The sequence below is a fragment of the Halomonas sp. 11-S5 genome (assembly GCF_029889825.1).
GTDB lineage: Bacteria > Pseudomonadota > Gammaproteobacteria > Pseudomonadales > Halomonadaceae > Halomonas.
On sequence record NZ_JARANW010000001.1, the window covers coordinates 218,102 to 233,272 of the forward strand.

Sequence of the window (15,171 nt, forward strand, 5' to 3'; positions counted from 1 at the left end):
GGCGGGGCCGTCGTCAGCACGGGACGCTCAGGCGCGCTCGGCGATGATCTCCTTCCACTTGGCGGGGCCGGTCTGGTGCACCGAGGTGCCCTGGCTGTCCACGGCCACGGTCACCGGCATGTCCTCCACCTCGAACTCGTAGATGGCTTCCATGCCCAGATCCTCAAAGCCCACCACGCGAGCCTTCTTGATCGCCTGGGCGACCAGGTAGGCGGAGCCCCCCACGGCCATCAGGTAGACCGCCTGGTTATCGCGGATCGCCTCGATGGCTGCCTCGCCTCGCTCGGCCTTGCCGACCATGCCCAGCAGGCCGGTCTCCTCGAGCATGGTGCGGGTGAACTTGTCCATGCGGGTCGCCGTGGTGGGGCCGGCCGGCCCCACCACCTCGTCGCGCACCGGATCCACCGGCCCCACGTAGTAGATGAAGCGCCCCTGCATGTCCACGGGCAGCGGCTCGCCCTTGGCGATCATGTCGACCATGCGCTTGTGCGCGGCGTCACGGCCGGTGAGCAGCTTGCCGTTGAGCAGCAGGGTGTCGCCGGGCTGCCAGGTCTTGACCTCTTCCGGGGTCACGCTGTCGAGGTCGACGCGCTTGACGTTGTCGCCCGCCTCGCGGGTGACCGCCGGCCAGTCCTCGAGCTTCGGCGCCGGCAGGGCTGCGGGCCCGGAGCCATCGAGAGTAAAGTGGGCGTGGCGGGTGGCGGCGCAGTTGGGAATGATCGCCACCGGCTTGTTGGCGGCGTGGGTCGGAAACTCCTTGACCTTGATATCGAGCACCGTGGTCAGACCACCGAGACCCTGGGCGCCGATGCCGCTCCTGTTGACCTTGTCGAACAGTTCCAGACGCAGCTCCTCGGCACGATTGGCGGGGCCGCGAGCCTGGAGCTCCTGGATGTCGATGGGGTCGAGCAGCGCCTCCTTGGCGATCTCCATGGCCTTCTCGGCGGTACCGCCGATGCCGATGCCGAGCATGCCCGGCGGGCACCAGCCGGCGCCCATCTTGGGCAGCTGCTCCAGCACCCAGTCGACCACGCTGTCGGAGGGGTTGAGCATGGCGAACTTCGACTTCGCCTCGCTGCCGCCGCCCTTGGCCGCCACATGCACCTCGACGCTGTCGCCGGGCACCAGCTTGTGGTGGATGACGGCCGGGGTGTTGTCGCCGGTGTTCTTGCGGGTGCCGTCCGGGTCGGCCAGCACCGAGGCGCGCAGCACGTTGTCGGGCAGCTGATAGGCGCGGCGCACGCCCTCGTTGATCATGTCGTCGAGGCTCATGTCGGCCTCGAAACGCACGTTCATGCCCACATGCACGAAGACCGTGACGATGCCGGTGTCCTGGCAGATCGGGCGCTTGCCGAAGGCACACATCCGCGAGTTGATCAGGATCTGGGCGATGGCGTCCTTGGCCGCCGGGTTCTCCTCGCGCTCGTAGGCGGCCGCCATGGCGTCGATGAAGTCCTTCGGGTGGTAGTAGGAGATGTACTGCAGGGCATCGGCGACGCTCTGAATCAGGTCGTCCTGGCGAATCACGGTCATGGGCAAGGAGCTCCTAGGCGTTGTCGGCATGCCCGCGGCGAGGCGATCGAAGGGCGCAGCGGCGGGCTTGAACGGCGAGCATTATACCCTAGCCTCCCCGCTGTCGACATTCCCCTCGCTCAAGGCCTGATCATGCGAATATAGTACAAAGTGAAGATAACGGTATAAACTGGTATGCCAAACATCTCACCGGCTGACGCCAATGCCCGCGGGAGCGGGCGGCAGGAGGATCGCCGGACCTTTCCGGGCATGGCAGGCGCCGTCAGGCGGAGCCCAGCAGCAGCTGGCGCTCCTTGAGCTCGTGCAGGCGGTCGCGCAGACGGGCGGCGGCCTCGAACTCCAGGTTCTGCGCCGCCTCATGCATCCCGTCCTCGACCCGCGAGATCTCCTTGAGCAGCTCGCTTGGCGACAGTTCGGCGGGGTCGTAAAGGGCCTCGCGCTCGGCCACCTTGCGCTCGCCGCGGCGCCCCTTGCCCTTCTTGCCCGGGGCCTGGGCGGCCTCCATGATGTCGGCCACCGAGCGCGTCACCGTCGTCGGCGTGATGCCGTGGGCCTCGTTATGGGCGATCTGCTTGTCGCGACGCCGCCGGGTCTCGTCCATGGCGCGGTGCATGGAGTCGGTGATCCGGTCGCCGTAGAGGATCGCCTTGCCGTGGGCGTTGCGCGCGGCACGGCCCATGGTCTGGATCAGCGAGCGCTCGTTGCGCAGGAAGCCTTCCTTGTCGGCATCGAGGATCGCCACCAGCGACACCTCGGGGATGTCGAGCCCCTCGCGCAGCAGGTTGATCCCCACCAGGACGTCGAACTTGCCCAGGCGCAGGTCGCGGATGATCTCCACCCGCTCCACGGTGTCGATATCGGAGTGCAGGTAGCGTACTCGCACGCCGTGCTCATCCAGGTACTCGGTGAGATCCTCGGCCATGCGCTTGGTCAGGGTGGTCACCAACACCCGTTCGCCCACCTCGCTGCGCAGGCCAATCTCCGAGAGCAGGTCGTCCACCTGGGTGGTCGCCGGGCGTACCTCGATCTCCGGATCGACCAGCCCGGTGGGACGCACCACCTGCTCGACCACCTGGCCGGCATGCTCGGCCTCATAGGGCCCCGGGGTGGCCGAGACGAAGATCGTCTGCGGACAGATACGCTCCCACTCCTGGAAAGTCATCGGGCGGTTGTCCAGCGCCGAGGGCAGCCGGAAACCGTACTCCACCAGGGTCTCCTTGCGTGAGCGGTCGCCCTTGTACATGCCGCCCACCTGAGGAACGCTGACGTGGCTCTCGTCGATGAACAGCAGAGCGTCATTGGGCAGGTAATCGAAGAAGGTCGGTGGCGGCTCGCCCGGGTTGCGACCGGAGAGGTAACGCGAATAGTTCTCGATGCCGTTGCAGTAGCCGAGTTCGAGCATCATCTCGATGTCGTAGAGGGTGCGCTGCTCCAGGCGCTGGGCTTCGACCAGTCGGTCGTGCTTGCGCAGCCAGTCGAGGCGCTCCACCAGTTCCGCCTTGATCTCGTCGATGGCACCGAGGATGGTCTCCCGGGGCGTGACATAGTGTGACTTGGGGTAGATGGTCATGCGCGGCACTCGGCCCCGCACCTCGCCGGTAAGCGGGTCGAAGAGGCTGATGGTATCGATCTCGTCGTCGAAGAGCTCGACGCGAACCGCCTCGTCCTCGGCGTCGGCCGGGAAGATGTCGATGACGTCGCCACGCACCCGATAGGTGCCACGCTTGAAGTCCATGTCGTTGCGCGTGTACTGCAGTTCCGCCAGGCGGCGCAGGAACTTGCGCTGGTCGATCAGTTCGCCGCGGGTGACGTGCAGGCGCATCTTCAGGTACTGGTCGGGATCGCCCAGGCCGTAGATCGCCGACACCGAGACCACGATGATCGCGTCGCGGCGCTCCAGCAAGGCCTTGGTCGCCGAGAGGCGCATCTGCTCGATGTGGTCGTTGATCGAGGCGTCCTTCTCGATGAAGGTATCCGACGAGGGCACGTACGCCTCGGGCTGGTAGTAGTCGTAATAGGAGACGAAGTACTCCACGGCGTTGTCGGGAAAGAACGCCTTGAACTCGCCATAGAGCTGGGCCGCCAGGGTCTTGTTGGGCGCCATGACGATGGTCGGACGCTGCAGGCGCTCGACCACGTTGGCCATGGTGAAGGTCTTTCCGGAGCCGGTCACGCCGAGCAGCGTCTGATGCGCCAGCCCCGACTCCAGTCCGCTGACCAGATCCCGGATGGCAGTGGGCTGGTCGCCGGCGGGCTGGAACTTGGACTGCAGACGGAAGGGCTTGCTCATGGCGGCTCCAATGACGAACCGGGCGCCGTCGGCGCCCGGGGGTGAAACGACGCCGGGCGCGGGATTCAGGCGTCGGCGCTGTTGTTGACGCTGAGGTCAGCGGTGCGGGTGGTCACCTCCACGGTGGAGGTGGTCATCAGCCGGTGGATCGGGCACTTGTGGCTGATCTCCTCCAGGCGGGCCTGCTGCTCGGGAGCCTCGATGCCATGAAAGGTCATCGCCACGTCGAGCCGGTAGGTCCCGTGGCGCTCCTGGCTGTCGTCCCGATTGACCGTGACGCTCACCCCCGTCAGCGGCCACTGCTTGCGCCGGGCATACATCATCGAGGTGATCGCCTTGCAGGCACCCAGCGAGAGGTCGAAGTAGTCATGAGGGTCCGGGGCACTCCCCTCACCGCCATAGGCCTCGGGCACGTCGACGAAGAGGTCGTCGAAGCCGTCCAGTTCGACCCGCTGGCGGTAGATATGGTTGCGTTCGCTGACGACTTCAATGGTCTTCTTCATCACTTGACCTCGATACCCAGCTTGAGAGATTGCACCGCCTCGATCAGCGCCTCGCGCCTGGCGCGCCCCTCCACCTCGGCCCCGTGGCGGCCGACCTCGACACTGTCGACGCCGTCCAGCATCATCAGGGCAGTGGTGATGCGGTTGACCTGATCGGCGCTCTCGACGCCCTGAAAACTCAGTGACTGGTGGACCATGGGCGGCTCCTGACCTGGCATGGATGAGAGGGAAGGCCCGACGAGTCTAGCATGCCACCCGGGCGCCGAGCAGCGCTTGCAATGCCGCCTCCCCGCCCGCACCTAGTGCACATGAGCATGCCAGAACCCGAACCACGAGGAGCCCGGAGATGTTGGATTGGATCGCTGCCACCGGCGGTCGGCAGGAGGCCGAATACCGGGTGACGTTCGATACCCCCGATGCGCCGCGGCTGGCCCTGGATGCCACCGTGATGACCCCGCTCGCCCATCTCGGGGCCCTCGACGTCGAGGGCCCCGATGCCGAGCGGTTCCTGCAGGGCCAGACCAGCGCCCAGGTCTCGCTGGCCGACGGCGACCTGGCCCCGCTGACCTGCTTCTGCACGCCCAAGGGCCGGATGCTGGCCAACGCCCAGCTGTTGCGCGTCGCCCCGGGGCACTTCCGCCTGCTGATGCACGCCAGCCTGGTGGCCTCGCTGGCCGAGCACCTGAAGAAGTTCGCTCCTTTCTACAAGGTCGAACTGCGCGAGCGCGACGACCTGGCGCTGCTGGGGCTGATCGGCCACGAGGCCGCCGCGCTCGCCGAGGTGCACTTCGATGTCCTGCCGCCCCGGCCCTGGCACCAGGCCGGCGACGAGACGATCCAGCTGCTGGCCCACCCCGGGCCGCGCCCGCGCCTGCTGGTCTGCCTGCCGGCCGAGCGGGTCGAGGCGGCCTGGAATTGGCTTGCGGCGCACGCCACACCGGTCGACAACGCCGTGTGGCGACTGCACGACATCCAGGCGGGGCTGGCCTGGCTCGAGGCCGACCAGCGCGACACCTACCTGCCGCAGATGATCAACTGGGAGGCGCTCGGCGGCATCAGTTTCAAGAAGGGCTGCTATACCGGCCAGGAAGTGGTCGCCCGTGCGCACTTCCGCGGCCAGGTGAAGAAGCGGCTGGTGCGCGCCCAGCTCGACGGCGGCCTGCTGCCGGAACCCGGCAGCGCCATCGAGGACGCCAACGACAAGCGGCTCGGCGAGGTGCTGTGTGCTGAGCTCGACGCCTACGGGGAGGCCGAGGTGCTGGCGGTGATGAGCACCCGGGAGCCCGCCCTGCCCCTGCGCTGCGCCGGCCAGAAGCTCAAGCTGCTCAAGCTGCCCTACCTCGTCGAGCGCCTGGACCCCGAGAGCCTCGCGACCAGGGAGTAGGTGAGTCGATCACCCGCCGAACAGGCGGTGAGCAGTGGCGGTGCTGGCCGCCGCCACCTGCGCTGTCGCCTCGTCCCGCAGCCTGGCCACCGCGCGACAGACCTCGGCGACCCTGGCCGGCTCGTTACGCTGGCCCTGACAGCCGGCCAGCGGCATGTCGGGGCTATCCGTCTCCAGCACATAGCCGTCGTCGGGCAGGGTCGCCACGGCCCGGTGAAGCCGCTTGGCCCGGTCGAAGGTGACCGCCCCGCCAAGGCCCAGCGTGAAGCCCAGGTCAAGAAACTTGCGCGCCTGCTCGGGAGAGCCGGCGAAGGCGTGGATCAGCCCGCCGGCCGGCAGATCGAGCTGTCGCAGTCGCTTGGCCACCTTGTCGTTGGCTTGCACGCAGTGGATCACCACCGGCAGCTCGCGCGCCTTGGCCAGCCTGAGCTGGGCATCGAAATAGTGCCATTGGGCGTCCCAGCTCGCCTCGAAACGCGCATCGATGCCGCACTCCCCCACCGCCACGACCTGCGGATTGGCATCGAGCGCTGCGTCCAGTGCCTCCAGGTCCTCCTCCCGGTGCTCCGCCATGAAGTAGGGATGCAGCCCCAGGCAGACGCTGACGTCGTCGCGCTCGCCCAGCGCCAGCACATTGGGCCAGCGCGCCCGGGTGGTCCCGGGTACCACGAAACGCGCGACGCCCGCCGCCCGGGCACGCGCGATCACCGCCTCGCGGTCGGCATCGAAGTCGGGGAAGTCCAGATGGCAGTGGGCGTCGATAAGCATGGGCACAAGCTACAAGGAGCAAGGAGCAAGGAAAAAACACCGGCCTTGTTGAGCGCTCGAAGCGAGGGGCGCCCGGGGGCGGGCCGAAGAGGAGGTCCTATGCCAGGGATGGCATCGGTAGCGCCCAGGGAGGGGTTCACAGCGCCTCCTCGAAGGGCCCGCCGCCGGATCAGCCACGAGCGATCCGGCGACATGCAGCCAAAGCTTCAATGCTCCCGGGTGGGCTGGAAGCGGATCTCCGGCCAGCGCTCCTGGGTCATCTGCAGATTCACGCGCGTAGGGGCGATGTAGGTCAGGTAGCCACCCCCGTCGATGGCCAGGTTGGTGCTGGCCTTGCGCTTGAACTCCTCGAGCTTCTTGGCGTCGTCGCTGTAGATCCAGCGGGCGGTGTTGACGTTCACCCCCTCGTAGACACAGTCGACCTTGTACTCCTCCTTGAGGCGGTGGGCGACCACGTCGAACTGCAGGGTCCCCACGGCACCGAGGATCAGGTCATTGTTGTCCAGTGGCATGAACACCTGGGTGGCCCCCTCCTCGGAGAGCTGCTGCAGGCCCTTCTGCAGCGCCTTCATCTTCAGCGGATCCTTGAGGCGCACGCGCTTGAACAGCTCCGGGGCAAAGTGCGGAATGCCGGTGAAACGCATATCCTCGCCCTGGGTGAAGGTATCGCCGATCTGGATGGTGCCGTGATTGTGCAGGCCGATGATGTCGCCGGGCCAGGCCTCCTCCACATGAGAGCGGTCCGAGGCCATGAAGGTCAGGGCATCGGCGATCTTGACGTCCTTGCCGATGCGCACGTGACGCATCTTCATGTTCTTCTCGTACTTGCCCGAACAGACCCGCAGGAAGGCGATGCGGTCGCGGTGGTTGGGATCCATGTTGGCCTGGATCTTGAAGACGAAGCCGGTGAAACGCTCGTCCTCGGCCGCCACCGTGCGGGTATCAGTCTCTCGCGGCTGGGGCGGCGGTGCAAACTCGACGAAGCCGTCAAGCATCTCGCGCACCCCGAAGTTGCCCATGGCGGTCCCGAAGTAGACCGGCGACAGCTCGCCCCGCAGGTAGGCCTCGTGGTCGAAGGCGTGGGAGGCGCCACGCACCAGCTCCACCTCCATGCGCAACTCCTCGGCCAGCTCCTCGCCAAGCACTGCCTCCACCTCGGGGTTGTCGAGCCCCTCGATGCGGTGGTCCTCGGGGATGCGGCTGCCCTGCCCCTGGGTATAGAGGTGGATCACGTCGTTGTAGAGGTGATAGACGCCCTTGAAGTGACGGCCCATGCCGATCGGCCAGGTCATGGGCGCACACTGGATGTTGAGCACCTCCTCGACCTCGTCCATCACCTCGACGGGGTCGCGCACGTCGCGGTCCATCTTATTGATGAAGGTGAGGATGGGCGTGGTGCGCAGACGACACACCTCCATCAGCTTGATGGTTCGCGCCTCGACGCCCTTGGCGCCGTCGATCACCATCAGCGCCGAATCCACCGCGGTCAGGGTGCGGTAGGTATCCTCGGAGAAGTCCTCGTGGCCCGGGGTGTCGAGCAGGTTGACGATGCGCCCCCCGTAGGGAAACTGCATCACCGAGGTGGTCACCGAGATGCCCCGCTCCTGTTCCATCTTCATCCAGTCGGAGGTGGCGTGACGGTCATTGCGCTTGCTCTTCACCGAACCGGCCAGCTGGATGGCGTTGCCGAACAGCAGCATCTTCTCGGTGATGGTGGTCTTGCCGGCGTCGGGGTGCGAGATGATCGCGAAGGTTTTGCGCAGCCCGACTTCACGGGCCAGGGTGGGGTTTGACATCAATGCGGTGCCTGATCGGGACTCGAATGGGATTTCGAAAGGTCGACATGATACCGCGACAGGCCCTGGCTCTGCACGCTGGCCCGCCTATCTGCCGGGTCGTGGCTAGCGGGGGCAAGGCTCAATCCCAGTCGGGGGCGAAGTCGGGGTCGGCGATGCGCTCGCCGCGTTCCAGGGCGGCGATGGCCTCGAGCTCGTCCTCGCTCAGGGTGAGGTCCAGGGCGGCGAGGTTGCCGGCCAGGTGATCGCGCTTGGTGGACGACGGGATGGTCACCACGCCGCGGGCCCGGGTCCAGGCCAGGGCCACCTGGGCCGGGGTGACGCCATGGGCCGCGGCGATGCCCTTCAGGGTCTCGTCCTCCAGCACCTTACCCACCGCCAGCGGCATGTAGCCGGTCACCGTCAGGCCGCGAGACTGGCAGTGCGCCACCACCTCCTGGTTCTGCAGGAAGGGGTGCACCTCGACCTGGTTGGTGAGCAGGGCCTGCGGGCCGAGGATCTCGAGGGCCTGGTCGACCTGGGCGATGGTGAAGTTGGAGATCCCGATGTGGCGCGCCTGGCCGGCCTGCTGCACCTCGCGCAGGGCCGTCAAGTAGTCGGCCATGGGCACCGCGTCGTCCGGCGAGGGCCAGTGGATCAACAGCAGGTCGACGTAATCGGTGCCGAGCTTTTCCAGGCTCTCCTGGACGCTGGCCTTGAGAGATGCGGGCTCGAGGCGGTCGTGCCACACCTTGGTGGTGACGAAGAGCGCCTCGCGCGACACCTCGCTATCGGCGATGGCGGCCCCCACGTCCTGCTCGTTGTCGTACATCTGGGCGGTGTCGATGTGGCGGAATCCTAGCGCCAGGGCATCGTGGATCACCCGCTTCAGGGTCTCGCCCTTGAGGCGGAAGGTACCGAGGCCGGGATTGGGCAATGTCGGGGTGTTCATGGGCTCTCCTTCTCGTTCCATGGTGTCGGTGCGTCTCCCTCCTAGGTGCGGCGCTCGATGCCCGACTTCAAGGGCCCGCATACCCGGGGCCATCCCGCCTGCCGGGCGTGACCTACACTGAAGGCCATCATCGGGGCATAGCGATGCCCTCCGGCACGGCCACGGGACGAGGAACCGGCATGGAACCCAATCACCGCTTCAACATGATCTACGTGATCATCGCCGTGATGCTCTTCCTGACGTTCCAGAACGTCTATCACAACTGGCAGACCACCGAACCCATTCCCTACTCGGAATTCACCCGGCTGCTGGAGGAAGGGCGGATCGCCGAAGTGCAGGTCGGTGACGACCGCCTCACCGGCACCTTCACCGCGCCCCAACCCGACGGCCGCACCGCCTTCACCACCAATCGCGTCGCGCCCGACCTGGCAGACCAGCTGGCACGCCACGACGTCACCTTCAACGGCAGCCCGAAGAGCCCCTTCCTGACCGTCCTGCTGTCGTGGTTCCTGCCGCTGGTGCTGCTGTTCGCGATCTGGTCCCTGCTGATCCGCCGGATGACCAGTGGCGGCGGGATCGGCGGCATGATGTCCATCGGCAAGTCCAAGGCCAAGGTCTACGTGGAAACCTCCACCAAGGTGACCTTCGAGGATGTCGCCGGGGTCGACGAGGCCAAGAACGAGCTCCAGGAGGTGGTGGCCTTCCTGCGCGACCCTGAGCGCTACGGCCGGCTCGGCGCCCATATTCCCAAGGGCATCCTGCTGGTCGGCCCGCCGGGCACCGGCAAGACACTGCTGGCCCGGGCCGTCGCGGGGGAAGCCGGGGTCCCCTTCTTCTCCATCTCCGGCGCGGAGTTCGTCGAGATGTTCGTCGGGGTCGGCGCCGCCCGGGTCCGTGACCTCTTCGCGCAGGCCGGCAAGGCCAAGCCCTGCATCATCTTCATCGACGAACTGGATGCCCTGGGCCGTGCCAGGGGCCCGGGAATCATGGGCGGCCAGGACGAGAAGGAGCAGACCCTCAACCAGTTGCTGTCCGAGCTCGACGGTTTCGACCCATCCACGGGCATCGTGCTGCTGGCCGCCACCAACCGGCCGGAGATCCTCGACCCCGCCCTGCTGCGTGCCGGCCGCTTCGACCGCCAGGTGCTGGTCGACCGCCCCGAGCGCAAGGGACGGCGGCAGATCCTCGAGGTGCATATCGGCAAGATTCACTCGCTGGCCACCGACGTGGACCTGGACCATATCGCCTCGCTGACCCCCGGCTTCACCGGGGCCGACCTCGCCAACCTGGTCAACGAGGCGGCCCTGCTGGCCACCCGCCGGGACAGCGAGGAGGTGGCCATGGAGGACTTCACCAACGCCATCGAGCGCATCGTCGCCGGCCTGGAGAAGAAGAGCCGCTTGCTCAACGACCACGAGCGCGCCGTGGTGGCCCACCACGAGATGGGCCACGCCCTGGTGGCCGCCTCCCTGCCGGGCATGGACCCGGTGCACAAGGTCTCGATCATCCCCCGCGGCGTCGGCGCGCTGGGCTACACCATCCAGCGGCCCACCGAGGATCGCTTCCTGCAGACGGTCAGCGACCTCAAGTACCGCATGGCCGTGCTGATGGGCGGCCGCGCCGCCGAACGGCTGATCTTCGACGAGATCTCCACCGGGGCCGCCGACGACCTGGCCAAGGTCACCGAGATCGCCCGTGACATGGCGACCCGCTTCGGCATGGCGGATGAGGCCGGCCAAGTGGTCTACGAGAAGGACCGCCAGGCCTTCCTGGGCGACGTCTACGGCACCAGTCAGCGACATGACTACTCCGAGGCCACCGCTCGCGAGATCGACCTGTCGGTCCGCCAGCTGGTCGACGAGGCCGATGCCCTGGCCCGCGAGACCCTCGCCGCCCGTCGGCAGGACCTCGAGAACGGCGCCGCCCTGCTGCTCGAGCGCGAGACGCTCACCGCCGAGGAGTACCCGCCCATGCAGCCGGCGGCCCCGGCACAACAGCCCGCCCATTTCGCCTCGTGACGCCGTCGAGTCACCCCCACCTGTCACCGGCCACTGCTGCCGGCGCTCGATGCCCCTTCCGGCACGCTTAAGACTGCCTTAAGAAAACGCCAGGATACTTTCCCGCCGGCCGTGAAGGCCTCTCGCCATGCGGCCGGCGTCACGACGCCACCCTGTCCCTGCACCGCATGACGCCGACAGGGGCGGCGACGGCCTGCCGCCTGTTGCGAAGCAACAGTTAGCCCCCTATCATTCTCGCTCCTGCTCATCCTGCTCCCCGGGAACCTCCGCTCACATGACGACGCTATATCGCCCACACCACAGGCCCGGACGCTGCATCCGGATGCCTGGGCTGTTCGTGCTTGCCCTGCTGACCCTGTTGGCCAGCCCTCTGGCCCAGGCCACCTCCGGGCCACTTTCCCTCACCGGGTCCCTCTACGGATTCAGTGCCGTGGCCCTGTTCCTCCTCGCCTATGCCCTGGTGATGGCCGAGGAGCAGCTGCATATGCGCAAGTCCAAGCCGGTACTGATCGCCGCGGGCCTCATCTGGACACTGATCGGCTGGGTCTACGTACAGGCAGGGCTGCCCAACGAGGCCGAGGCGGCCTTCCGGGAGACCCTGCTGGAATACAGCGAACTGCTGCTTTTCCTGCTGGTGGCGATGACCTACATCAACGCCATGGAAGAACGGCGAGTGTTTGACGCCCTGCGAGCCTGGATGGTGCGCAAGGGCTTCAGCTACCGCCAGCTGTTCTGGCTCACCGGCGGCCTGGCGTTCTGCATCTCGGCCGTCGCCAATAACCTGACCACGGCGATGCTGATGTGCGCCGTGGTGCTCAAGGTCGCCGAGGGCGACAAGCGCTTCATCGGCCTGTGCTGCATCAACATCGTCATCGCCGCCAATGCCGGCGGCACCTTCAGCCCCTTTGGCGACATCACCACCCTGATGGTCTGGCAAGCCGGCAGGGTGGGGTTCGACGAGTTCTTCGCTCTGCTGGTCCCCGCGCTGGTCAACTACCTGCTGCCGGCGCTGATCATGAGCGCCTTCATCAAGAACCGGCAGCCCAGCTCGCTGGAGGAAGATGTCTGGCTCAAGCGCGGCGCCCGGCGGATCATCGCGCTGTTCCTGTTCACCGTGGCCAGCGCCGTGGCCTGTCACGCCCTGCTGCAGCTGCCACCGGTACTGGGCATGATGACCGGCCTCGGCCTGCTGCAGTTCTTCGGCTACTACCTGCGCCGCAGCCTGCCGATGTCACTGGAGCGCAAGCGCACCCGCTATGCCCGTCGTGGCGACTGGAAGAAACTCGAACAGCTCGGCAGCGTGGTGCCCTTCGACGTCTTCACCCGCATCGCCCGCTCCGAATGGGACACCCTGCTGTTCTTCTACGGGGTGGTGATGTGTGTCGGTGGGCTGGGCTTCATGGGCTACCTCAGCCTGCTGTCCCAGACGCTCTACAGTGGCTGGGACCCGGCCTGGGCCAACATCGTGCTGGGAGTGATCTCGGCGGTGGTCGACAACATCCCCGTGATGTTCGCCGTGCTCTCGATGGAACCGGACATGTCGATCGGCAACTGGCTGCTGATCACCCTGACCGCAGGCGTCGGCGGCAGCCTGCTCTCGGTCGGCTCCGCCGCCGGGGTGGCGCTGATGGGCCAGGCGCGAGGCATCTACACCTTTGCCGCCCACCTGCGCTGGGCGCCGGTGATCGCCCTGGGGTATGCGGCCAGCATCGCCGTCCACCTGTGGCTGAATGCCGGGAGTTTCACTGCCGCGGGCTGAGCCCCTGGCCCGGCAGCGCCGGGAGCACTGCCGGGCCTTCGCTGGGGTGTTCTCTGCCACTGTCGGTGGGAAGGCCACCCCGGTTCGCGCGGGCGCCTTAAGCTTCCGGTAAGAAATACCGAGAAGGGTAGGAGGCAGCGAGGCCGCCAGAGGCGGCCACCTTGAAACCACCAGGAGGCATTCCCCATGACGACCCTTTCCCCCGCGCCGGTCCAGCCTGTCGCGCTGCATTCACGTCCGACCATCGCCACGCCCGAGACACTGATCCTGAGCGAGACAAGCCCGGCCCTGACGGTGCTCACCGACTTCGCTCGCACCTCCCCCCAGTCCGTCAGCGCTGCCCGGCCCGTCGACGAGGCCCACCAGAAGATGGTCAGTGGCGGTGTCCGCCTGCTGCTGGTGGTGGACGACCAGGGACGCTGCAGTGGCGTGCTTCCCGCCCGCGAGGTGATCGGTGGACGCCGAATCACGCTGGCCATGCAGCAACACGGCGTGGTCCGGGCCGACGTCACCGCCGGCATGATCCAGACGCCGCTGGACAAGACCCCGACCCTGACCCTGGAAACGCTGGCTTCGATGACCCTCGGTGACCTGGTGCAGTCGCTGAAGAGTTTCGGTGAGCAGCACCTGCTGGTGACCGAGCCGACCTCCAGTCAGGGAGTCCGCATCCGCGGGGTGATCTCGGCGGCGGACATCGGCCGTGTCCTCGGTTATGGCCCGGGCGGGATGCCCGAGGCGAGAAGCTTCGCCGACATCTGCAAGGTGGTGCTCGGCCAGGAGTTGTGACGCCTAACGCGTCTCAGACCTCGAAGCGGCACGCTCGGGCATAGCGTCCCCCGGATCGGGTATCATCGGGTCGACGCATCCCACGGAGCCACCATGCCAGCCGCCCTGCCCCTGCCGCTTTCCACGCCCAACCGCAACCTGGTGCGGCTGACCATCGTGCGTGGCATCACCTGGACCGGCTTCCTGGCCGCGATCATCATCGGTATCGAGCTGCTGGGCTTCTCCCTGCAGGTGCCCGCGGTGATCGCGGTGATCATCGCCATGGGGGCGATCAACATCGCCACCTGGTGGCGGTTGGGCCGCCCGCGGGCGGTGACCCACGGCGAGTACCTGGTCCACCTGCTGACCGACGTGACGGGCCTGACGCTGCTGTTCTACTTCACCGGCGGCTCCCACAACCCCTTCATCAACTACTACCTGGTGCCGGTCACCATCGCCGCGGCGACCCTCCCCTGGCGGCACGCCTGGGTGATCGCCGCCGCCTCCATGGCGGCCTACAGCTTCCTGATGGTGGCCTATCAGCCGGTACCGCAATTCGCCCAGGTCCACGGCGGGGCGACCCTTAGCCTTCACGTGCTGGGCATGTGGCTCAACTTCGGACTCTCGGCAGGACTGGTCAGCTTCTTCATCTACAAGATGGCCCGCGCCCTGCGCAGTCGCGACCAGGCGCTCTCGCGCACCCGCGAGGCCGCCCTGCGCAACGAGCAGGTGCTGGCCGTGGCCACCCAGGCGGCGGGGACCGCCCACGAGCTGGGCACGCCGCTCTCCACCATGGCGGTGCTGCTCAGCGAGATGTGCGAGGACGCCCGGGACCAGCCGGCCTTGCTCCGGGACATCGAGCTGCTGCGCCAGCAGGTCGGTACCTGCAAGTCGCGGCTGCGCCACCTGGTGGAGAGCGCCGACCGCCGACGCATGGCCGAACCCGAGGTCCACGACGCCCAAGTCTGGCTGGCCGGCGTAGTACAGCGCTGGCTGGTGCTGCGTCCCGATGTCAGCCACCACCTGGAGGTCGCCGAGCGGCGCGGCCATCCCTGGCTGGCGGTGGATACCACTCTCGACCAGGCACTGACCAACCTGCTTAACAACGCCGCCGATGCCAACCCGGACGACATCACCATCCGGCTCGACTGGAACAGCGACGAGATGATCATCGACATCCGCGACCACGGCCCGGGCGTGGCGATGTCGATCGCCGACCAGCTGGGCGAGACCTTCGTCTCCACCAAGAGCAAGGGACTGGGCATCGGCCTCTTCCTGACCCACGCCACCATCAACCGCTTCGGGGGCGGCGTGAGCCTGTACAATCATCCCGAGGGCGGCACCCTGACCGAGGTGACCCTGCCGCGCAGCCAACCCGAACCCTGACACCCGACGGCTGCGGGATGCCGTGCCCCCCTGCGAGG

12 protein-coding genes are annotated in these 15,171 nt (G+C 67.2%); 5 read left to right on the forward strand and 7 right to left on the reverse strand.

Annotation, left to right across the window (positions count from 1 at the left end; all coding sequences use genetic code 11):
* Positions 1-27 precede the first annotated feature (27 nt).
* From OP497_RS01030 to OP497_RS01045, 4 genes are all read right to left on the reverse strand, one after another.
* Positions 28-1,533 carry a fumarate hydratase gene (locus tag OP497_RS01030; RefSeq protein ID WP_280545909.1) on the reverse strand — a complete coding sequence of 502 codons (1,506 nt, stop codon included), beginning with the start codon at positions 1,531-1,533 and terminating at the stop codon, positions 28-30.
* A 262-nt stretch (positions 1,534-1,795) separates the two neighbouring features.
* Positions 1,796-3,823: an excinuclease ABC subunit UvrB gene (uvrB, locus tag OP497_RS01035; RefSeq protein ID WP_280545910.1), complete on the reverse strand. Its 2,028-nt coding sequence runs from the start codon at positions 3,821-3,823 to the stop codon at positions 1,796-1,798.
* A 65-nt stretch (positions 3,824-3,888) separates the two neighbouring features.
* On the reverse strand, positions 3,889-4,326 hold the full coding sequence (locus OP497_RS01040) for an OsmC family protein (protein ID WP_280545911.1): 438 nt from the start codon (positions 4,324-4,326) through the stop codon (positions 3,889-3,891).
* Positions 4,326-4,523, reverse strand: a complete 198-nt coding sequence (locus OP497_RS01045) for a hypothetical protein (RefSeq protein WP_280545912.1) — start codon at positions 4,521-4,523, stop codon at positions 4,326-4,328. Before OP497_RS01045 ends, OP497_RS01040 begins: the two co-directional genes overlap by 1 nt.
* 149 nt (positions 4,524-4,672) lie before the next feature.
* Here OP497_RS01045 and OP497_RS01050 point away from each other — a divergent pair, with 149 nt between their 5' ends.
* Positions 4,673-5,710, forward strand: a complete 1,038-nt coding sequence (locus OP497_RS01050; protein WP_280545913.1) for a folate-binding protein — start codon at positions 4,673-4,675, stop codon at positions 5,708-5,710.
* Between the two features lie 9 nt (positions 5,711-5,719).
* On the opposite strand, the gene OP497_RS01055 is transcribed toward OP497_RS01050, so the two are convergent.
* From OP497_RS01055 to dkgB, 3 genes are all read right to left on the reverse strand, one after another.
* Positions 5,720-6,478, reverse strand: a complete 759-nt coding sequence (locus tag OP497_RS01055; RefSeq protein ID WP_280545914.1) for a TatD family hydrolase — start codon at positions 6,476-6,478, stop codon at positions 5,720-5,722.
* A gap of 206 nt (positions 6,479-6,684) precedes the next feature.
* Positions 6,685-8,274, reverse strand: coding sequence for a peptide chain release factor 3 (locus OP497_RS01060; protein WP_280545916.1), 1,590 nt, complete (start codon positions 8,272-8,274; stop codon positions 6,685-6,687).
* Between the two features lie 121 nt (positions 8,275-8,395).
* A complete protein-coding gene (gene dkgB, locus OP497_RS01065) occupies positions 8,396-9,205 on the reverse strand; it encodes a 2,5-didehydrogluconate reductase DkgB (RefSeq protein WP_280545918.1) in 810 nt (269 codons plus the stop codon).
* Between the two features lie 179 nt (positions 9,206-9,384).
* Here dkgB and ftsH point away from each other — a divergent pair, with 179 nt between their 5' ends.
* From ftsH to OP497_RS01085, 4 genes are all read left to right on the forward strand, one after another.
* Entirely contained in the window at positions 9,385-11,223 is a 1,839-nt protein-coding gene (gene ftsH, locus OP497_RS01070) for an ATP-dependent zinc metalloprotease FtsH (protein WP_280545920.1), read from the forward strand.
* Positions 11,224-11,545: 322 nt separating this feature from the next.
* Positions 11,546-12,982, forward strand: coding sequence for a sodium:proton antiporter NhaD (nhaD, locus tag OP497_RS01075; RefSeq protein WP_280545921.1), 1,437 nt, complete (start codon positions 11,546-11,548; stop codon positions 12,980-12,982).
* 186 nt (positions 12,983-13,168) lie between these two features.
* On the forward strand, positions 13,169-13,768 hold the full coding sequence (locus OP497_RS01080; protein WP_280545922.1) for a CBS domain-containing protein: 600 nt from the start codon (positions 13,169-13,171) through the stop codon (positions 13,766-13,768).
* A 93-nt stretch (positions 13,769-13,861) separates the two neighbouring features.
* Positions 13,862-15,133, forward strand: coding sequence for an ATP-binding protein (locus tag OP497_RS01085; protein ID WP_280545923.1), 1,272 nt, complete (start codon positions 13,862-13,864; stop codon positions 15,131-15,133).
* Positions 15,134-15,171: the final 38 nt, after the last annotated feature.

Bases quoted from the DNA above. Each gene is read 5' to 3' on its own strand.
- nhaD (WP_280545921.1), top strand. From the start codon at position 11,546: ATGCCTGGGCTGTTCGTGCTTGCCCTGCTGACCCTGTTGGCCAGCCCT.
- OP497_RS01050 (WP_280545913.1), top strand. From the start codon at position 4,673: ATGTTGGATTGGATCGCTGCCACCGGCGGTCGGCAGGAGGCCGAATAC.
- ftsH (WP_280545920.1), top strand. From the start codon at position 9,385: ATGGAACCCAATCACCGCTTCAACATGATCTACGTGATCATCGCCGTG.
- uvrB (WP_280545910.1), bottom strand. From the start codon at position 3,823: ATGAGCAAGCCCTTCCGTCTGCAGTCCAAGTTCCAGCCCGCCGGCGAC.
- OP497_RS01030 (WP_280545909.1), bottom strand. From the start codon at position 1,533: ATGACCGTGATTCGCCAGGACGACCTGATTCAGAGCGTCGCCGATGCC.
- OP497_RS01045 (WP_280545912.1), bottom strand. From the start codon at position 4,523: ATGGTCCACCAGTCACTGAGTTTTCAGGGCGTCGAGAGCGCCGATCAG.
- OP497_RS01060 (WP_280545916.1), bottom strand. From the start codon at position 8,274: ATGTCAAACCCCACCCTGGCCCGTGAAGTCGGGCTGCGCAAAACCTTC.
- OP497_RS01040 (WP_280545911.1), bottom strand. From the start codon at position 4,326: ATGAAGAAGACCATTGAAGTCGTCAGCGAACGCAACCATATCTACCGC.
- OP497_RS01055 (WP_280545914.1), bottom strand. From the start codon at position 6,478: ATGCTTATCGACGCCCACTGCCATCTGGACTTCCCCGACTTCGATGCC.
- OP497_RS01080 (WP_280545922.1), top strand. From the start codon at position 13,169: ATGACGACCCTTTCCCCCGCGCCGGTCCAGCCTGTCGCGCTGCATTCA.
- OP497_RS01085 (WP_280545923.1), top strand. From the start codon at position 13,862: ATGCCAGCCGCCCTGCCCCTGCCGCTTTCCACGCCCAACCGCAACCTG.
- dkgB (WP_280545918.1), bottom strand. From the start codon at position 9,205: ATGAACACCCCGACATTGCCCAATCCCGGCCTCGGTACCTTCCGCCTC.